General features: G+C 66.8%; 10 protein-coding genes. 4 read left to right on the forward strand and 6 right to left on the reverse strand.

The genetic code is table 11. The features are described from left to right. Positions 1-18 precede the first annotated feature (18 nt). On the forward strand, positions 19-678 hold the full coding sequence (locus ACFYRU_RS02240) for a maleylpyruvate isomerase family mycothiol-dependent enzyme (protein WP_387652104.1): 660 nt from the start codon (positions 19-21) through the stop codon (positions 676-678). Between the two features lie 98 nt (positions 679-776). Here the strand turns inward: ACFYRU_RS02240 and ACFYRU_RS02245 are convergent, their stop codons facing one another. From ACFYRU_RS02245 to ACFYRU_RS02260, 4 genes are read right to left on the reverse strand one after another with little or no spacing between them, the layout of a single operon-like run. Next, positions 777-2,807, reverse strand: coding sequence for a DUF4185 domain-containing protein (locus ACFYRU_RS02245; RefSeq protein WP_387652106.1), 2,031 nt, complete (start codon positions 2,805-2,807; stop codon positions 777-779). A 12-nt stretch (positions 2,808-2,819) separates the two neighbouring features. After that, positions 2,820-3,620: a carbohydrate ABC transporter permease gene (locus ACFYRU_RS02250; RefSeq protein ID WP_387652108.1), complete on the reverse strand. Its 801-nt coding sequence runs from the start codon at positions 3,618-3,620 to the stop codon at positions 2,820-2,822. Next, complete coding sequence (locus ACFYRU_RS02255) at positions 3,607-4,560, reverse strand: carbohydrate ABC transporter permease (protein WP_387652110.1); 954 nt, start codon at positions 4,558-4,560, stop codon at positions 3,607-3,609. The genes ACFYRU_RS02250 and ACFYRU_RS02255 overlap by 14 nt, the downstream gene beginning before the upstream one ends. Beyond that, positions 4,560-5,921, reverse strand: coding sequence for an ABC transporter substrate-binding protein (locus tag ACFYRU_RS02260; RefSeq protein WP_387652112.1), 1,362 nt, complete (start codon positions 5,919-5,921; stop codon positions 4,560-4,562). The genes ACFYRU_RS02255 and ACFYRU_RS02260 overlap by 1 nt, the downstream gene beginning before the upstream one ends. A 210-nt stretch (positions 5,922-6,131) precedes the next feature. Between ACFYRU_RS02260 and ACFYRU_RS02265 the strand changes: the two genes are divergently transcribed. The 3 genes from ACFYRU_RS02265 to ACFYRU_RS02275 all read left to right on the forward strand — a co-directional run bounded on the left by ACFYRU_RS02265 (position 6,132) and on the right by ACFYRU_RS02275 (position 8,749). Further along, the gene (locus ACFYRU_RS02265; protein WP_387652114.1) at positions 6,132-6,752 is read left to right on the forward strand and encodes an SIS domain-containing protein; all 621 of its coding nucleotides are present in this window, start codon (positions 6,132-6,134) and stop codon (positions 6,750-6,752) included. Then, positions 6,749-7,681, forward strand: a complete 933-nt coding sequence (locus tag ACFYRU_RS02270; protein ID WP_387652116.1) for a ribokinase — start codon at positions 6,749-6,751, stop codon at positions 7,679-7,681. Before ACFYRU_RS02265 ends, ACFYRU_RS02270 begins: the two co-directional genes overlap by 4 nt. Before the next feature lie 69 nt (positions 7,682-7,750). After that, a complete protein-coding gene (locus ACFYRU_RS02275; RefSeq protein WP_387652118.1) occupies positions 7,751-8,749 on the forward strand; it encodes a LacI family DNA-binding transcriptional regulator in 999 nt (332 codons plus the stop codon). Between the two features lie 10 nt (positions 8,750-8,759). Here ACFYRU_RS02275 and ACFYRU_RS02280 read toward each other — a convergent pair whose 3' ends face one another. Then, positions 8,760-17,486: a SpvB/TcaC N-terminal domain-containing protein gene (locus ACFYRU_RS02280; protein WP_387652120.1), complete on the reverse strand. Its 8,727-nt coding sequence runs from the start codon at positions 17,484-17,486 to the stop codon at positions 8,760-8,762. A 155-nt stretch (positions 17,487-17,641) separates the two neighbouring features. Continuing rightward, positions 17,642-20,734, reverse strand: coding sequence for a GH92 family glycosyl hydrolase (locus ACFYRU_RS02285; protein ID WP_387652122.1), 3,093 nt, complete (start codon positions 20,732-20,734; stop codon positions 17,642-17,644). Between the last annotated feature and the right edge of the window lie 11 nt (positions 20,735-20,745).

Below are 20,745 nucleotides of genomic sequence, written 5' to 3' on the forward strand. Positions count from 1 at the left end.
CCCCTAGGGTCTCTGAACGTGAACGACGTACAGGCGATCGCCGACCAACTGCTGGCGCTCGTCGCCGGCCTCGACGAAGAGACCGCTCGGGGTGACTCGGTTCTGCCGGGCTGGACCCGCGGTCACGTGATCACGCACATCGCATACTTCTCCGAAGCCATGACCCGGCAGGTAGAGGAGGCTCTCCAAGGCCGGCTGATCGAGGTCTACGACGGCGGCCGTCCTGCCCGAGACGCGGCGATCGAAGCCGGCGCCGACCGCCCCGCCCCCGAACTCCGCGCCCACCTGACGCAGGCTGTCACGACCCTGATGTCCTCCTGGGACAAGGTGAGCCCCACCGATTGGCCGCTCCCGATCCTGCACCGCAACAGCAACCTCGCGGCCGGCCTGCAAGCAACCTGGCGCGAGCTCACCATCCACACCTCAGACCTGAACCTAGGCGTCACCCCCGCCACCTGGTCCGAAGACTTCTGCCTGCACCTCTTGGACTTCCTCCGCCCCCGCACCCCCGAAAACACCCACCTGATCCTCCAGTCCCCCACCACCACCTGGGAGAACGGCACCGGCACCGAGCTGAAGCTGAAAGGCACCCTCACCGACCTCACCGCCTGGTACTCCGGCCGCACCCCCGCCGGCCCGATCACCGGCAAGCAACCCGACCTACTCCCCTGGCCATAACCCGGGATCTCCAGGCCATCACAATCCGCGCTCGCCTGTCCGGTTACGCGGGGGAGGCACCCGGGCAGGCGATTGAGATGGCCTGGCGATCCGCCTCCTCAACCCACGGTGAAGTCGTCGACCTGGATCCAGGTGTCCTTGTTGGGGGCGTTGAAGCCGGCGTAGACGGTTAGTTCGTGGACTCCTGGTGGGACCGTGACTGTGACCTCGTGGTGGACGTAGCCGGTGCCGGCGCCGAACGTGGTGGTTGCCAGGTCTGTGGTGCCGTTGCGGACCCCGAAGCGGCCTTGGTCGGTGGGGAGGTTGGCTGAGGCGTTGATCCACGAACCGAAGGTGTACGTCGTACCCGGCACGACCGGCACGTTCTGGTAGAGGTCGCTGAAGCCGGTACACGTACAGCGGATCCAGCCGTTGTTGGCGCCCGAGTGGGCGAACCCGAGGCCGCGGTCGACGCCGTTGGCCGCCGTACCCTCGAACAGCCACGCCGGCTTCCCGCCGCCGGTCCCCTCGAAACCACCGTCCGCGAGCTGCGACACGAACCGCACCGCCAGCTCGGACACCATCGTGTACGAACGCGTCCCACCCGGCAACCCGATCACCCGGACGCCGTCGGTCTCCTGCGTCGGGAACGTGATCGTGTACGTCGTGTTCGCTCCCGCCGAGGCATCACCCGGGTACGCCGGCGACACGGTCTGCGAGCCGACCTCGACCCACGAGCCGTTCTGCCGGACCTGCACCCGCGGACGCCCGGTGAAGTACCCGCCCTCGGCGGACACCGCGCCCGACGTGAACTCGACGTTGTTCACCTTGTGCTTCGCCGGCCACTCGTACCCCCACCACGAGGCCCCCTTCACCTCGTCGTCGAAGTCCGACTCGCTCCCGGTCTTCGAACCGTCGTTCATCAGCGCGAGACTCCCCGACTGCGACGACTTGGAGATCGCAACCGCACCCGTCGACGAGGCGGCCAGGTTGTCCGGCCCCGGCAGGTTGGCAGCAGGAGTATCGGACGACGGCGTCAGTACGACCTTGCGCAGGTTGAAGTTGTACACCGACGTACCGATCCCACCGCCACCGCACGGGCAGACGTTCGCCTGCAGGTACATCGTGCGACCGTCCGGCTGGATGAACTTCGACGGGATCGTGGCCGCGTACCCGCCGTACTTCGACGTCGACCATGGATATCCGCCGAAGTCCTTCGACAGAAAGTGCTTCCACGGCCCCCACGGCGTCGGCGACTCGTAGAACTCGAACGTGTACTCCGTCCACGACGTGTAGACATATCGCTTCTGCGCAGGCAGGTACGTGACACCGCCCTGGCTGATCACGCTCAGGTTCGAGGCGTTCGTACCGTACGTCTGCGTGTACAACCGCCGCGTGTCCGTCAGTACCGGCTTGCGGTCCGCGAGCTTCGACGACCACCCGGACCCGGTGTAGAACTTCCACGCGCCGCGGTTCTGTACCTGGTCCCGCGGCACCCGCGCGAGGTACACCGACTGCGGATCCGCGACGGTGTCGTCGAACGAGTCCCGCCAGTTCCCGTCCAGCCCGTACGCGTAGACGTACCCGTCGGGCGCCGACGCACCGCCGCGGCCGAAGTCCGCGAACCAGACAGTCGTGAACTCGTGGTTCGAGAACATCGGCTTCGACTTGTCCCAGGTCCACGTGCGTCCGTGGTCGGTCGACTTGAGGATCGTCGCGGCCGGTACGTCGTTGAAGTCGAGCGCGAGGTCCTGCACGGCGAGGTACAGCGTGTCGCCGACGCACACCATCCCGGTCGGCTTCCGGTTGTACCCGCCGCCGCTCCAGATCTGCCCGACCTGGTCGCCCTTCGCGATCGTTGCCCCGGACAAGTTTCCGGGCGTGCCGGTGATCTCGCTGACCGCGACGTCGGCGAAGTCCCCGTCGACGCTGAAGCCCTTGCCGTCACCGTTGGCGGCGTACAACTTGTCGTTCTTGGACCAGCAGGACGGCCACAGGTCACCGTCGCTCCTGCTGGGTGTCCCCTTCGACTCGACCTGCACGGTGCCGATCGGGGTGGTAGCTGGAGTCACCGGAGTGGACGGTTGGGAGAGCAGTGTCGCCGTTCCGAACACCAGCGGCAGGACAGCAAGCAAGGCCCCACGCTTCATGAGCTATCCCTTTCATTTGAGACCGGTCGTCTTCATCGCGTCGACCAGCCTGCGCTGGCCCGCGACGAACACCACGACCGTCGGGACGGCCGCGATCACCGCGGCCGCGAGTATCAGGTTCCAGGCGGCGGCGTACTGCCCCTGCATGCCGGAGATGCCGAGCTGGATGACCCGGAGGTCGGGGTTGCGGGTGATGGTGAGCGGCCAGAGGAACGCGTTCCAGTTGGCCAGGAAGAACAGCACGGACAGCGACGCGAGTACGGGCCGGCTGAGCGGGAGGATGACACTCCAGTACCGGCGCCAGTACCCGCAGCCGTCGAGGTCGGCCGCCTCTTCGAGCTCGCGCGGGATGTTCAGGTAGTACTGCCGGAGCAGGAAGATCCCGAACGCGTGGAAGATGCTCGGCACGATCAGGCCGGCGTAGCTGTCGAGCAGACCCAGTTGCTTCGCCACCAGGAACAGTGGCACCAGGATCACCGGCAACGACACCAGCAGCGTCGACATGATCCCGGAGAAGATGATCCCGCGGCCCGGGAACCGCAGCCGGGCCAGCGCGTACGCCGCCATCGAGTGGAAGAACAGTGCGATCACGGTCACCGTGACGGACACGATCGCCGAGTTCAGCATGAACCGAGGCATCGGGATCTTCAGCAGTACGTACTGCAGGTTGCTCAACGTCCAGTGCTGCGGCCACCCGAAGTTGAACACCTCGTCGGCGGGCTTCAGCGCACTGATCAGGATCCACAGCAACGGCAGGATCGCGACGATCGCCAGCACGTGGGCGAGGATCGGTACGACTCTAATCTTCGTCAAAGCGGCCTCCTCGGGTGAAGCCGAACATCAGGCCGGTACAGATGATCAGCAACGCCACCACCACGGTCGTCAGCGCGGCGGCGTACCCCATGTTGTTGAAGGTGAACGCCTGCTCGTAGATGTAGAGCACGACCGTGCTGGTCGCGCGGGCCGGACCGCCCTTGGTGAGTACGTAGACCAGGTCGAACGCCTGCAGCCCGGTGACCGCGCCGATCGTCGAGTTGACCACGACGAAGAAGCTGGTCGGCCGGAGCAGCGGCCAGATCACGTACCGGAACCGTTGCCAAGGGCCCGCACCGTCGATCGCGGCGGCGTCCTCGAGCTCCTTCGGGACGTCCTTCAGGCCGGCCAGGAAGACCAGCATCTGGTAGCCCATCAGGAACCAGACGCTGATCACCACATAGGTGCCGAGGGCAAGCGACGGGGTGCCGAGGAACGACACGTCACCGAGGCCGAACGGCGCCAGCAGCCTGGACAATGCACCGCGCTTGTCGACCAGCAGGAACTGCCAGATCAGGCCGACCACGACCAGGCTGACCACGTTCGGCAGGAAGAACGCCGACCGGACCCAGCCGATGCCCTTGAAGTGGTTGCGGACCAGCATCGCCAGCGCGAAGCTGACCACGAACGCGATCGGCACGAACGTCACGACGTACTTCGCCGTCACCTCGAGGGATGCCCAGAGCTGGTCGTCGCCCGCCATCAACCGGTAGTTGCCGAGGCCGATGAACTGGTAGTTGCCGAAGCCGTCGACCTTGAAGAACGCGACCCCGAACGCGAGCAGCATCGGGATCGCGACGAAGATCAGCAGGCCGATGGTGTCCGGCGCGAGGAAGGCGTACGCCGCCAGTGCCTCGCGCCGTTTCCGCGACATTCCGGCCTTGCGCCGCGCCGGGGTCCGCGCGGAGGGTTTGGACGGCGGGGCTGTTGTGGTCACCATCAGCTGATCGGCGCGCCCTGGTAGGTCTTCAGGAACGTGTCGATCTTCTGCGCGGCGTCGGCCGCCGCCTTGGCCGGATCGGCGCCATTCAGCTGGCAGGCCTGGATCGCGTCCGCGATCGGCTGGTACACCTCCGGTGGGAACCGCGGCTCGGGCTTGCCGGTCGGCGCGATCTCGGAGACGAACTTCTTCAGGACGCCGTCGGCGAAGGCACCCTTGGCGTCCGCGGCCTGCTGTACGGACTTGCGCGGCGGCAGGTTGGTCTTCACCACGGTGTTCCACTGCCGCTGCCGTTCGACACCGGCCGCGTCGGTGGAGCCGAGCGCCCAGGCGATGAACTTCGCCGCGGCCTCCGGGTTCTTGCCCTTGGAGTTCGCGACGAACGCCCAGCCGCCGAGGTCGGTGGACGGCTGCCCGCCGGACGGGGTCGGCAGCGGGATGATCCCGTACTTGAAGGTCTTCGCCTTGGTCCGCATGTCGGAGACGGCCCAGATCCCGCTCTGCTGCATCGCGGCCGCGCCGGAGCCGAGGTTGGAGAGCACGTCACCGCCGCCGGTGCCGAGCGACTTGCGCGGGGCGACCTTGGTCTTGATCGTGTCGCCCCAGAACTTCAGCGCCTGGACGGCGGCCGGCGAGTCGAAAGCGGCCTTGCCGTCCTTGATCGCGCTGCCGTCGCCCTGCCAGAGGAACGGGTACCAGGTGAAGTTCTGGTAGTAGCCGGGTGAGGTTTCGAACATCACGCCGTACCGGTCCTTGCTGGTCAGCTTCTGCGCGACGGCCAGCGTCTGGTCCCAGGTCTTCGGCAGGTCGGCCTCGGACAGGCCGGCCTTCTCGAACGCGGCCTCGCTGTAGTAGAGCGCGAGCGGCTCGATCTCCATCGGCAGGCCGTACACCTTGCCGTCGACGCTGCGTGCCTCGAGCAGACCGGGCAGGTAGTCCTTCTTGGACTCGTCGGACAGCGCGGATCCGAGGTCCTGCAGTACGCCGCCGTTGTAGTAGCGGAGGAAGTCGCCGGGGCTGATCAGGAAGATGTCGGGGCCCTGGCCGGACTGGAACGCGGTCTGCAGCGTCGACCCGTTCATGTAGTCCTTGTTCGGGACGTAGCGCAGCTTGACCTGGACGTCGTTGTTCTTGTTCCACTCGGCGACCGTGTCGACGAACCACTTGCTCTGCGGCCCCTGGTCGTCGGACGGGCCGTAGAAGTTCCAGAACGACAACTCCTTGGCGCTGCCGCCGGAGGAGTTGCCACCGCCACAGGCGGACAGCAGCGGTACGCCGGCAGCGGAGGCGGCGAGGGCCCCGAGCCCGCCGCGGAGGACGGACCGGCGGCTGAACCGGGCAGGGGAGGGTGTTACGGCCATCAGGTGCTCCTCGAAGGGCAATCGATTTCTCGCAATGTACGAGCGAGCGTCCGGCCGGTCAAGGGCGGACCGGGTGTCGATGTGATCAAGTCCGCCGATTCCCGCGTACACACAGGGTTTCGTCCCGGTCGTAGCCGTTGACACCGGCTCACCGCACTGCCTAATCTGCGGAAATCGATTTCTGAGACGAGAGGCGCTGGGATGCCAGTTGTGCCGAACCGTGCAGACCTGGTGGCACTGGGTCTACAGGCGGCGCGGGACGCCATCGAGACCGAAGCAGCAGCCGTGTCGGCCCTGGCCGACCGGCTCGACGGAGTGTTCCTGGAGGTGCTGGTCGCGGTCGCCCGGTGCGAGGGTCATCTGGTGGTGACCGGCCTCGGCAAGTCCGGTCTGGTCGGCCGGAAGATCGCGGCGACGCTCGCCAGCACCGGTACGCCGGCGACTTTCATCCACTCCGCCGACGCGCTGCACGGGGACTCCGGTGCGGTCACCTCACGCGATCTCGTCCTCGCTCTGTCCGCGTCGGGTGAGACCGCCGAGGTGTGCGCGTTCGCCCGGATGTTGCGCGAACGGGACATCCCGGTGATCGCGATGACCGGCCGGGAGGAGTCGACGCTGGCCCGGCTGGCGACGTACACGCTGGACACGATGGTCCTACGAGAGGCCGATCCCTTGAACCTCGCACCGACAGCCTCCACGACCGCGTCGCTGGCGATGGGCGACGCGCTCGCCTGCGCACTCGTCGTACTGCGGGAGTTCAGTCATCACGACTTCGCGCAGTTCCATCCGTCCGGTGCCTTGGGCAAGCGTCTGCTGGGGGACCAGGCATGACGGACGTCTGCGTGCTGGGCTCGTTCATGAAGGATCTGGTCGCGTCCGCGGAGCGGCGGCCGTTGCCGGGCGAGACGCTGCACGGGACGGGGTTCGCGGAGTTCCTCGGCGGGAAGGGCGTGAACCAGGCGATCGCGGCCGCGCGGATGGGCGCCCGTACGGCGATCGTCGGCACCATCGGCGAGGACCGGTACGGCGAGGAGTTCCTGGAACTGCTGGTGTCGAACGGCGTCGACACCTCATGGGTCGTCCGGCACCCGTCGCTCGGCACCGGGGTCGGGCTGCCGCTGGTGCTGCCCGACGGCGGGAACTCGATCATCATCGTGTCCCGCGCGAACGCAGCGATCACCACGCTGGACGTCGAGGCTGCCGCAGAGGTGATCTCGAGCAGCCGGGTGCTGGCGGTCCAGCTGGAACTGCCTCTCGAGGCGAGCCGAACCGCTCTGCGGCTCGCCTCAACTGCTGGGGTGACGACGATCCTCACGCCCGCTCCGGTCGGGCCGGTCGATCCGGCGCTCGCGTCGTACGTCGACATCCTCGTACCGAACGAGGTCGAGGCCGCGGCGCTGACCGGGCTGGACTGCGACGACGAGTCGCAGGTACCGATGATCGCGCGCAAACTCGCCGAGGACTGGGACCTGCGCGGCTGCGTCGTCACGCTCGGGGCCCGCGGAGCGTACGTCCTCGACCGGGCCAGCAGCTTCGAGGAACGAGTCGCGCCGTACGCCGTCGACACCGTGGACACGGTCGGCGCGGGCGACGCGTTCTGCGGTTCGCTCGCCGCCTCGCTCGCCGAGGGAGCCGGCCTGGTCGACGCCGTACGCCTCGCCAACGCCGCCGCGGCGCTCTCCACCACCGTCAACGGCGCCGCCGACTCCGCACCGGTCCGCGCGGCCGCTGTCGCGCTCCTGGAGTCGGCAGCCTCATGAGATCCTTTGGGTCGGATCGGGGTTAGAGTGCGATCCAGACGACCATCGGATCTCCAGCGGGGAGCGGGTATGACGACGATCTACGACGTCGCGCGTAGGTCGGGGGTGTCTCCGGCGACGGTCTCACGCGTACTGAGCGGCCGGCGGAACGTGGATCCCGAACTGTCCGAGAAGGTCCGCGCCGCGGTCGCCGAGCTCGGGTACCGCCCGAACGGCGTCGCCCGGAACCTGCGCAAGTCGTCGACGAACCTGTGGGCGGTGGTCATCTCCGACATCGAGAACCCGTTCTTCACCTCGCTCGTGCGCGGACTCGAGGACGTCGCCCAGACCGAGGGTTACCACGTCGTACTCTGCAACTCCGACGAGGACCCGGCCAAGGAAGCCGCGTACGCGTCGGCCGTGCTGACCGACCAGATGGCCGGCGTGGTGATCTCGCCGACGTCCACCGCGGAAGGCGTACAACTGCTCGCGGACGCGAAGATCCCGCTGGTGATGATCGACCGTCGCGTCGAGGGCGTCGAGGCGGACACCGTACTGGTCGACAACGAGCACGGTGCGTTCGAGGGCGTCAAACACTTGATCGACGGTGGATATCAGCGGATCGCCTGCATCACGGGGCCGCGGAAGGTGTCGACCGCGATGGACCGGCTGGCCGGGTACCGGTCGGCGCTGCGGGCGGGCGGGATCCGGTACGACAAGGACCTCGTCCGGCACGCCGACTTCCGCGAGGCAGGCGGGTACGCCGCGATGGAGAGCCTGCTCGAACTGCCGAATCCCCCCGAAGCCCTCTTCGCCACCAACAACCTGATGACCGTCGGCGCCCTGGAATGCCTTGCCCGCAAGGGACTCCGCGCCCCCGACGACATCGCGATCGTAGGCTTCGACGACATCCCCTGGGCCGACCTGGTCATCCCCAGCCTCACCACCGTCGCCCAACCCACCTACGAACTGGGCCGCACCGCCGCCATGCTCCTCAAAGACCGAACCACCTCCCCCGGCCGCCCACCCTCCACAGTCACCCTCCGCACCGAACTCCACATCCGAGCCACCTCAGCCCCGAAGAAGTAGACGAGCGGACTCAGGCCGGATCCATGTCGAAGCAACCTCCAGACATGTAGTCCGGATTGGCGCATCCCCTAGGTGGCAGGATCAGGCCAGGGAACGGCCACACCTGTTGCGTCTTGTGTTTGTCGAGCTCCCTCTTTTCCTCTGGTGATGCAGTCTCGTAGTTAACGTCTGCCTTCACACCGAGGAAGATTCCAAGGAGCCCCGCGGCCGTTCCAACTGCGCTGCCTCCCTTCATGACAGCCCCATACCCGCGAGGCACTGGAGATCCACCGCAAAGCCCCACCGAACATCGCAAGGCACTGGAACCCGTACGGGTAAGGGTTTCAGCTTCCGGAACACCCGCAATCGCGACGCCCTCTGTAAGCCTCGCGCCGCCGCCGCCCTCGCGCAGCCATTGAAGGAGTGGCCAGGTCTCTTTAGGGACACCCTCCACGCGGCCTTTGCCGAGGACATCTCCGCAGTGGGTCAGACAGCTGTTGGTGTTCAACTTATACGGATCACCGATGGTGTTGATGTTGTCGAGTTGGAGCTGCTGCGCCGCCAACCCATCTGGGAGGTCAACCGTGAACCGCTGACCTCCCGGCGTGAGCTGGTCAGCATAAATCTTGTTCCGAATAACGGTGAGCTTCTCCCCGTTGATGTTTTTCGGTAGCAAGTCAGTTCGTACCGTACGCACCTCTCCATTTACTTGTACCGACGTCTCGATTGACGCGTGCACGCCGGTCCACGTGATGGTAGCTGTACCTGGCGTGGTCGGGCCCCCGATCGACGCCGCCGCCCATCCGGGAAGCGGCTCGTTCCCATCGGGGTCGGTGTTGCTGATCGGGTTGGCATCTGCATACGAGTAGGTGGCGAGGGACTGGCTGGTGCTGGCTCGTCGCGGAAGAGCCGAATCAGTGGCCGTCCAATTGCTGAAGCGGGGGTCGTAGTAGCGGGCGCCGTAGTAGTAATAGCCGGTTTGGGGGTCTAGTTCTTTGCCGGTGTATTGGGCCGGGACGGGTTGCGAGGGGTGTTCGTCGTTCCAGGTTTCGCCGCCGGGGAAGTAGTTCAGGTGTTCGGCGATGGCGCCTGAGTCGTCGGTGACGTAGTTGGTCGAGCCTTGGTGGTCGGGGTGGTCCCAGTACTGGAGATCCTCGAGCTGCTGGTCGGGTTCGACCTGCTGGGTGAGGAGCTTCGAGCCGTTGATGTAGATGTGTTTGAAGGCTTTGCCGTCAACGGTCGAGTAGTTCTGGTTCGGGTAGATGTGGACGTTCGCATCGATCTTCTCGACCCGCCCACCCGACGGGTTGTAGAGGTACCGGCTGCTGGTGGTCCCGCCGGCGTTGTCGCACGATGTTGGCGCCTGACGCATCGTGGTGGCTTGGGTGTTCTCGTGGCTGCAAGCCAGGCGATTGTCTTCGTCCCAGATCAGTTGCCGGCGTGGGCCTGATTGGATCGCGCGGCTGATCTCATTTCCGTTCGAGTCGTACTGGAAAGTATAAAGACCGATCTTCGTGGCCTCGTGTGGCCGTGCTGAAGCGCCATAGGTGTAGCCATTGTTATAGCTGAGAGCACCATCGGTGGTACGCGAAGTGGGCGAGGTGATGGTGCGAGTCTGGTTCTTGTTGATGATGTCGGACAGAGCGTTGTAAGTGGTGTCGAGCGTGTACGCATCGGTCTTGTTTGCCTGCGGGGTATAGGTGCCGTCGGCATGGACCAGGCGGTACAGATCGTCGTATCGGTAGTTCTCGGTCGACGGACCGCCGACCTGGACCCCGACCTGCGGGCCTGGCGGCAGGGTGATCGCGTTGCTGAGCTTGGTGATGTTGCCGGCTGGGTCGTAGGCGTAGTTGAGGTTCTGGAACGTGTAGTTGCCGTGCGCTGCCGACAGCGACGATTTTAGATTGTCGACCCGGCGGGTCACCGGGTTCCGGGTCCAGGTGGTCGTTGTTCCGTTACCTGTGGCTTGAAGTAGCGGTAGACCGAACTTGTCGTAGTCGAGGCGAGTCAGATACGGGTAGGTGTGACCGGTCTTAGTGCCGGTGGCGCTGTCGACCTGACCGCCGGAGTTGTAGTGGTAGGTCAGGATCTCGGCATCGGGATAGCTGAGCTTGAGGACGCGGTTGAAGGAGTCGTACGTGTAACTCGTGGTGAACGAGCCCGGGAAGGAGCCGTGGTTGGTCACCATCCGGGTGTCCTTGGTGGTCTCGCCCAGCGCTCCGTACTCGAAGTCTTGGGTCCCGGCGGCATCGACGATGTGGACGATCCGGCCGGCGGTGTTGCGTGCCGCACCCGGTGCGCCGTAGGTGTAGGTCACGTTGTTGGCGGTGAAGACCGGATACCGGACGGCTTTCAGGCGGGTGTAGTCGTAGTCGTAGTTGACGACCTGCCCAACTGCCATGTTCGCGGTGTGCTTGGTGACCGCATTCCCAGCCAGGTCGTAAGCAGTGTCGGTTTCCCCACTGTCCGGGCTGATCACCGCGGTCGAGCGACCGAGAGCGTCGTAGACGGTTGACGTGACATGCCCGGCGTTGTCCGTGATCGAGGTCTTCTCGCCGAGGGGGTCGTAGCCGAAGCTGGTCCAGATGACAGCCTGAGAAGTGCCGCCGGCCGGGTTGAACTGCTTCACCGCGGTGGTTTCGCTCTTCACGTCGCTGTAGGTGCGGGCGGTCTTGCCGTTCGGATCGGTAGTGACGGTTTCGAACTGCGTCACGCCACCTCGATCCGTGCCGAATCCATGAGCCACAGTGGTGGACGTGCCATCTGACAATGTCGTCCTGACCGCGCGATCCATCACGTCGAACGTCGTCACCGTCGGCTGGACGCTGTCGATCGTCGCGTTGAACGAGGTGTTCGCCGCCCCCTTGGGTTCGGTGACGGGGAACGCGATCGTCGTGGCGCGACCGAACGCGTCGTAGGTCGTGTGCCCGGACACGGTCATCACATCGGTCGGAGCGGTGCCCGGGGTGGTCGACACGGTGGCGTCGGCTTTGGTCTGGACGGTTCGACCGAGGCCGTCGGTGAAGGTGATCGTGTCCATCGTGTCCGGCTTGTACGAACCGTCAGCCTGCCGGTCGGCGTGCCGCGCCACCGCGTACGGGATCACCGCCTCCGGGTGGTACTCGAACGCGATCGTGGTCCTGCCCGCGGCCGCTTCTTGCGGGGCGGTGGTCGAAGTGAGGCGGCCGAGGCTGTCGTAGGTGTTCCTGATGGTCTGATGGTTGATATCGGTCGAGGTGAGTTCGACCCCGAAGCGGTAGTCATGGGTCGAGGTGGAGACGTAACCGAACTGGTCGGTCACCGTCTCGGGGTAGTTCCCGACGACGGTGTCGTAGTCGTACGTCGTGGTCGCGCGCTGCCCGATCTTGTTGGCGGGATCGGTCACGGTCTTGAGATTCCCGCCGCGCAGCGGATCGGTGTCGGGGTAGTAGGTCGCGTCCGTGGTGGCTGCGGCTCCGTCGACGCCTCTGGCGTCGAGGAGATAGGAGCGGGTCTCGGTGATCTCGCCGGTGGCGCAGTCGACGTCGGAGTGCGTGTGCCGTTTCACGATGCCACCGACGACGGTCTTGGCATCACTGGCCTCGGTGATTCCGGTGGTGGGGCAGGTGGTGTAGGCGGTCGTCGAGGTGACGTCGTCAGCGGTGCCAGGCTCCCCCGCTGCCAGGCTTGAAATCTCGTTGCCGTTGCTGTCGTAGTCAGCCGTCGAATAGGTCGCCTTACCGGCGCTGGTCTGTCCCTCGAAGAACGATTGGTCGCTGCGGGATGCGAACGGGAAGAGGGTCGCGGTCGTGCTGTTCAAATCCGCCGTGCCGTTCGCGTTGTTGATGTCGCGGACGGTGTACGCGGTATCGGTCTGCGTGAACTTGTGGCCGGATGCGTCCACGGTGACCATCGAGACCGGAAGGCCCTTGGTGTAGTACGAGTCGGTGCGGTAGCTCGTCGTCGTGGACCGGTAGACCGGGTCGCCGGTGGCCACGGTGTTGTGCTGGCTGGCGGCGACTTGGGCGTAGCCGCGGAACTCACGCTCCTTACGGTCATAAACCCCGCCGGAATAGGTGTAGGTGGTTTCGCTGATTTCGGCGCCGTCGCCGGGGTGCCCGTCGGTGCTGGTGAGCTTGGAGAGGACCCACTTGGACTGTGGCTGGTCGGCGGTGTTGCCGTCCCGGCTGTAGTCGAAGGCCGTGGTCGCGCGGCTGGAGCCCTGCCCAAGCGGGAGGGTGACTTGCTTGAGGAGGTTGGTGCGGCCGGTGGTGTTCTGGGCGACGGTGAGTTGGCCGTCGCTGGTGGAGGAGAGGTGGTCTACCAGACCGTCGCCGTTGATGTCCCGCAGTGCCTGTTCGGAGCGAGACCGGCCGTCGGTATTCTCTTGGCCGGGGTTGAACACGGCGAACCCGCCAACGAACGGGATCCCGAACCCGAGGGTGAAGTAGGCGCCATGGCCGAAGGTGGCGTTGGTGTCTCTGGCGATTTCGCCGTTCAGGGCGCCGGTGAACGGCACGGGGTCGGCGAAACTGGTGCCGGTGTTGAACGCGACCTGGATCGGGTCGCCAGCGTGGCTGGCTTGCAGGACCCGGTCGGCCAGCCCGTCACCGTTCAGGTCGGCCAGGGTGGCCTTGGTGAAGGTGGTGCCCCAGGACAACGAAGCGCCGCCGGCGAAGCCGTAGAAGTCGGTGTTGAAGCCGAGGTTGAGGCCGTCGTCCTCGCCGTTGCCGGCGTTGACCTGGCCGGCGCCGGGCCAGGTCTCGGGGTCGGCGAAGCGGTAGCCGAGATTGAGCGCGACCTTGCCGCGCAGTCCTGGGTCGACGGTTTGGCTGGTGCCGTAGACCCGGTCGGGTAGTGAGTCGCCGTTGACGTCGATCAGGTCGAAGCGGGCGTCGGCGGTGGTTTGCCCGAAGCTTCCGCCCAGCCCCAAGGCGATCATGCCGTCCCCGGCCTGAGAGGTGTTCGCGGAGCTGTGGCCGTCCGGGGCGGCCTTGTCGCGGCCGTTCACGATCGTGACCGACGGCGCACCGGGGGACAGGGTCCGGGCGGTGTTCCGGCTCGACCGGGCCGTGCCATCAGGCAGGCCGCCCGGTGCGGTGGCGTCGAGTTCGGTGGTGCCGAGCCCGCCGGTCGGGTCCGTGTACTGGATGCCGTTCGGGGTGACCACGTCGGGGAACCCGTCGCCGTTCATGTCCAGGAAATCGGTCAGGTTCGGAGAGTTCCCGCTGGACACGCTCAGCGCGACCGAGGCGCCGGCCTCGACACCGCCGGTCTTGGACAGCCCGTCGGACTTGGCCTTGCGGGGGATCGCGATGTCGGTGGCGGAGACGCCGCTGCTGCCGGCGTCGTCGAGTGAGGTCGCGCCGAGCCGTGAACTCGACGCCCCGTCCGCGGTGGCCCAGGAGTCGTTGCCGGCCTGCCAGCGGTGATCCTTCAACGCCGCGGTGAACGGGACGGCGGGGGGCGGGGTGACCTGCGGGTCGTGGGAGAAGTCGTCGGCCTGACCGTCGGGGTCGACGCTGTCAGGGAGCTGGTCGACCCAGTCGCTGGTGATGGCCAGGTCGCCCTCGTTGATCGCAGACTCGGCGCGGTCGCCGTGCGCGTTGTAGCCGATCACGCCCCAGCCTCGATACGGCTGCGCGAACGCGGCGTTGTCCAGGGCTTTCACATGCAGCGCCGACGGGCGTGGTGCGTTCGGGCCGCCCAGGGTGTCGGTCACGACGTGGCTAGTGATCAACGGTGACAGCGCCGCCACCGCCGCGGTGTCCTCCCCGCCCAGACTGTAGTCGTAGAACAGCGTGTCACCACCGTTCGCGGTGACCGTGATCGTGCCAGGCTCCGACCTGACCTGCCCGTTGATGATCGTGAAGCTGCCCTTCCCGGCCAGCTCACCCACCCCACCGGCCCCACCGGCCGAGATACGTTTGACGGTGAACACCACCGTGCCCGACGGCGGCGTCGTCTGCCCCGGGGTCACGACCAGGCCCGGAGTCACGCCGACCTGCACCGCGCCGCCGCCCACACTCGGCACGACCACGCCCGGCTGCGCCCCGGACAGGTCGTCGATCGGGTACATGTCGGCATCCACGACCGGGTCCATCACGATCACCGGGTTCCCCGCCCCGTCGGTGACCCGGTCCACGCCCTGCCCGGACGCGACCGCGGTGTAGTAGGCGTGCGGCGTCCAGCCGAACGCCTGCAGGTCGACCGGCGAATCAGCCTTGATCCGCCAGGTCAGCACCTGCCCCTTGATCACCGAGATGTCGAGGTTCACCGGCACCGTCCCGGTCGCCGTCCCGGCCACCGCCTGATCCAGCACCGCGGTGCCGTCCCGGAACACCTGCACAGCCACGTCGTCGCTGGTCGCGAGGGTCTTGGTGAAATCACCGGCCAGGTGCAGCGTCCCGGTCAACGGCGCCTTCACCTGCACCCCCGGACCGCTGCGCCCGGCCAGGGTGAAGTCCCGGGCCGCGTCGAACCGGTACTCCGGCAGCCCGTTCACATCCCGCGACCCGCCATCACCCAGATACGTCACCACCGGATCCCACGCCACCGCATCCAACGACCCGTCGTTACGCGACCCGACCCGGAAGTACAGCCGGTCGCCGCGCTTCACCGTGATGTCGCTGACCCCGCGTGCCGGAACATGATCGGTGGTGTCGTCCTTCCCGATCACGTCCGACCACACCTCATCGGTCTCGTCCTGGATCGCGACCCGCACCCCGTCCGCGACCGCAGACGCCGCCCGCGCCACGGCGGTCGTCGGGTCGAGCTTGACCGCGCCGGTGACCTGGACGTGCCCGTCGAACGGCGCCACCCAACGCCGCACCGTGTCCAACAGAGGGAACGAGGTGTCCAACCGGGCCTGCTCGGCCGGATCCACCCCCGGCAACTTGGCGGTGTCCAAACGCCCCGCCGTCACCGGCGCCGGCGTCGCCGCACTGTTGTTCAACCCATACACCGGCACCCCACCAGCACCCAGACGACCGAACCACACATCACCCCCAGCCACCACATCGGTAATACCGTCCGCGTTCACGTCCGCGAAATACCTGTCCGTCGACGACGTCGACCGCACCCAATCCAACTGCGCCGACACCCCCACCGGCCCGATCCCCGGAAACCCCTCAACCCCCACCGTCGACGACCGCGACGACTCGTGCCCAAACCCACCCGGCAAATCCAGCAACACCGCCGAATCCGAAAACGCCAACACCCCACCCGGCCTCGCCAGATTCTTGCGGTACTTCACCTGCCCGTGCTCATCCCGGAACACCTTGTCCGGCAGATTGTCACCATCAACATCCATCAACGCCAACACACCCACACTCGACGACGACGAACTCCCCGTCTTCACCCCCACCGAACCCGGCTTCACCGGCAAATCCGGATTCCACCCCTCATACGAATGCCGATCCTTCCCCGCACTCGCATTCGACCCCAACATGCTCGCGCCGCCCAACGCCCCACCAACATTCAACGCCGCATCATCCAAACCATCCGACGGCACGTTCCAGCCCGCCGACTCAAACCCGTGATACGTCCCCGCCGCATCCCGAATGTCGTCGTAGTAGTCGAAGTCATGCTTTCCTACCAGCGCATCGGCCGCATCGTGCTGTTCCAACGACGCCAGCAGGGTCTTGCCGAACGCGCCGGTGCGGTAGTTCAGCACGTAGCGTCGTACCAGGGCATTGTTGAACGTGACATCGATGTGGCGCAGCAGGTCTGCGGTGACGCGCTTGAAGCCGGCCCGCGCATCAATGCTCTTGTCACCCCGCAGGCCCTCGCCCAAGTCCCGGTCGCGCACGAATGAGACCGCGTACTTGCCCTCCACATCACCTCGGCCGGTCCAGGTGATCCTCTGCACGTACAAGTTGCGGCCCATGACGGTGCCGCCGTCCACACCCGGATCCGTCACCAGCGCGTAGTGGTAGCGCATCAAGTTGTCGTGCACGTCGCGGATCTCACGGAGCCCCCACTCCGCGATGTCACCCGTGTCGTCGGCCAGCGTCGCGCCCGTGCCACCGTAGAACGAATGCGTACCGGACTTGTCCACGACCTCCCACGAATAGTTCTTCGGGTCCGTTCCGTGCCGCACGATCTTCGCGAAACCGCCCTCCACGCGCGTGTGGAACACCCGCTCCGCCACCCGCGGCACGGCCGGGCCACGGTTCGCGACGGGGGTCAGCTCGACGCCGTTCAGCAGATACGACTCGGTCTCCGTCGCCGCGTCATAGCGCGGCACACCCCACCGCGTGTCCACCGAGATCATCGGCGACGCGACGCTCCACCCCATCCCCGTCCAGCTGTCGCCGCCACTCGACGAGTACCCGACCCCGACGCTCGGCTGCATCCCGGCCCGACCGGACGGCACGTCGACCGAGAAACTCACGTTGGCATCACCGGACGACGAACCGCCCACGGCAGAAGCCACATCCACCCCGGCAGTCGGTGTGCCGGCCGTGATCCCCTTCAACTGATTCGGATCGAACGAGACACCCTCAGGTCCCTCCGGCGGCGTCACCGAGCCGGCCGTCGAGGTGCTGCCCGCACCAGCTCCCGGGGCGGCCGCCGACAGCACGGTTCCCGCCAGCCGGAACGCAGGGGCGCCGATCGCGACGCCCGGCACCGTCCGGGCCAGCGACGCGACCAACGCGAACGCCAGGCAGCCGGCCACAACCCGCAGGCGACCGCTCAGCTTCAGCAAGCCGGCAGCACGGATATCCGTTGCTCGTCTTCCACCACGCGGCAGCACCGACCGCTTGAGTCCGCCCATGACGCTCACTCCGTACGGAAAGCGGACCAGCTGCAGACAGGGAGCTGCACACCGGCCCAGACAAAGACCTCTGAGACGAGAGTGAGTCAACCGACTGATTCAGCTCCGGAGGAATCCTGGAAGCTGGCTGAACTGACCGCCCAGCTGTTCCGGATTCAGCGCAGGAGCTCCACCTGAGTCAGTTCCTGATTGCCGGGCGTGACGAGGGTCAGCCGATAGTGCTGGTATTCGCCCGGATTCGCGATGGTGAAGGGACGGGTTTGGCATCGCCAACGGAACGTCTCGTCGCTGCGCACATCGAGAACCCGCCACGTGGTGCGATCGGTCGATGCCTCCAGGCGCCAAGCAGTGGGGGCAGCATCGGCCTCAGCCGAGGTGAGTGTGTACATGGTGGCCGTAGACGGCGTCGGGAGGGACCAAGTGGTCGCGGGCTCCAGCTGCGCCGACGTTGCGGAGGTGTCGTCGAAGAGGGGGTTGGTCGGGTCGGTCGGGATCAGGTCGACCAGGGGTGCGGCTACGCGGTCGTCCGAGGTGAGCGCGGGAGGGAGTTCCAGGGTGGCCCAGTCGGAGGGAGTCGCGCCGAGGGTGAAGGTGAGCTCGGATGCCGCGGTCAGGTCAGCGTGGGTGATGGATGCCGCCGGCAACTGCTTGCCGTCGACGGCAACCTCTTGGACGTAAGGGTTTTCGACGCCGGATGCAGTGATGGTCAACGGCGCGCCGCCCAACGGCGAGAGGACCACCCGCGGGAAGAGCGGTGAACCGATCGCGTACTCCGGTGCGCCGACGCGCAGCGGATACAGGCCGAGCGCGGCGAACAGGTACCACGCGGACATCTCCCCGTTGTCCTCGTCGCCGGGGTAGCCCTGGCCGATCTGCTCCCCGACGTACAGCCGGTCCAGCACCTCACGCACGATCGCCTGCGTCTTGTACGGCGCACCGGCGTAGTTGTACATCCACGCGATGTGGTGCGCCGGCTGGTTCGAGAAGCCGAACTGACCCATCCGGACGGCCTGCGCCTCGACCATCTCGTGGATGACGATCGCGTACGTACCCTTCTTCACGGCCAGCTCCGGCGTCGCGAAGAACGCGTCGAGCTTGGCCTCCAGGCCGCGTGGACCGCCGTACAGGTTCGCGAGCCCGCGGGGATCGTGCGCGACGTGGAACGCGAAGTTCCACCCGTCGGTCTCGGTGAAGTCGCCGCCCCACTCCTCCGGGTCGAACTCGGCCGGCGTCCTGGCGAAGGTTCCGTCCGGACGGCGGCCCTGGAAGAAGTTCACCGCGTCGTCGAACAGCAGTACATAGTTCCGCGAACGACGAAGCAGGTACGCGGCCTCCTCGAGCAACTGCTCACGGCGCTCAGCAAACTGCTCGGCCAACTGCAAGGCCATCTGCGCGAGGCCGAAGTCGTTCAGGTACGCCTCGAGCGACCACGACACGCTCTCCTCGGTGTCCGTGCTCACGTACCCAGCGAAGAACCCGGTCTCGACACCCTTCCGGCCGACCTCGGTCGCCTCCGGCGCGACGGTCGCGTTCCGCAGACCCGCCTCGTACGTCGCCAACGGATCCGGCAACGCGATGCCCTTCAAATAGGCGTCCGCGAACGACACGTCCGAACTCGTCCCGGTCATGCAGTCCGCGTACCCGGGCGACGACCAGCGCGCGATCCACCCGCCGTCGCGGTACTGCTGTACGAACCCGTCCACCAGCTCGGCGGTCAACTCCGGGTACAACAACGCGTACGCCGGCCACGCGGTCCGGTACGTGTCCCAGAACCCGTTGTTCACATACATCTTCCCGGACCTGACCACCGCGTTCGTGACGAACCGACTGGCCTCCCCTTCTGGGGGCAGTACCGGGCTGGCATACCGGTACTCCGGGTTCTCCACACTCGCCACGTTCTCGAAGTGCGAGTTGGGATAAAGGTTCAACCGGTACAGATTGCCGTACACGGTCCGCAACTGCGGCGCCGTCGCGCCCTCCGGGCGGATGACCGCGAGCCGCTCGTTCCAGATCGCGTTCGCGGCGGCCTGGACCTCCTCGAACGTACGACCATCGAGCTCGAGCGACAGGTTGTGCCGCGCCTGGTCCACGCTGATGAACGAGGTCGCGATCCGCAGCGTCACCTCGTCCCGGTCGAACGTAGCGGCGCGCGCGTTGGCCCGCCCGCCGGACGTCGCACCGAACCGCGTAGGCGCCGCGGAGAACACGCCGTAGCAGTACATCCGGGTGAGGCCCGATTCGGACCGCGACGATCCGTTCTCGACCCACCCGGTGACGGCGGCTCCGTCGTACGCGAACTCGCCGTTCTCGTCGATCGTGTCGAAGACCAGGTGCCGCCCGACTGCGTCCGCCGGGAACGTGAACCGGAAGATCGCACCGTGGTCGGTCGGCGTCAGCTCGGCGCGGAGACCGTTCGCGAGCGTGACCGCGTACAGGTCGGGCCGCGCGAGCTCGTCCTCGTGGCTGAACGCGACCGCCCGCTCGGCCGGGTCGCCCAGCGGTTCCGCGGCGGAGACCGGCATGATCGTGAGCTGGTTGCGATCCCCCATCCACGGGCTTGGCTGGTGCGAGAACGTGAGGCCCTGCAACTCCGGACGGTTGTCGGCGTTGTTGGCGCGGTGGTACTCGTACGGCCAGCGGTACGTCGACGCGTCGGTGACCGGCGTGAGGAAGTTGAACCCGTTCGGCCACGCCGTGATCGGCAGCGTGTTGCCGCGGGAGAAGTCGTGGCTGGCGTTCGTACCGCGCCGCGTGTCGACGTACGCCGCCAGATCCGACCCGTCCGGCTCCGCCGGCGCCGGCCCGACCTCGACGTCGTCGATCCACCCCGCGAAATCGCCCGAGCCCGGCGCGTCGACCACCAGGACGAGCTGCGCGATCGTACGGCCCGCGGCCGCGGTCAGGTCGACCTGTACGTCGTTCCACTGGTCGGCGTACAGGATCTTCGCCGCGCCCTGCCCCGCGGCACCGGCGGGCTTACCGTACTGATCGAGACCAAGAAACCGGGACCCGTCCGCGAACACGACCTCGACGGCCGCGTACGTCGCCGCATAGGTCAGCGCCGCGTCCAGCTCCGGATAGACCTTGTACCGCAGCCGATCCCCCGCGGCGACCACCTGCCCGCCACCGGGCAGCACCACCTCCTGCCGCCCACCGGCGACGCCCGAATACCGCGTCCCGTCCACGCTGCTGAATCCGCCCCGCGAACTCGTCGGGCCGCCCGGTCCACCGCCAGTCTCGATCTGCACGGGGCAATCCT

It is taken from the genome of Kribbella sp. NPDC004536, assembly GCF_042873835.1.
Taxonomy (GTDB): Bacteria; Actinomycetota; Actinomycetes; order Propionibacteriales; family Kribbellaceae; genus Kribbella.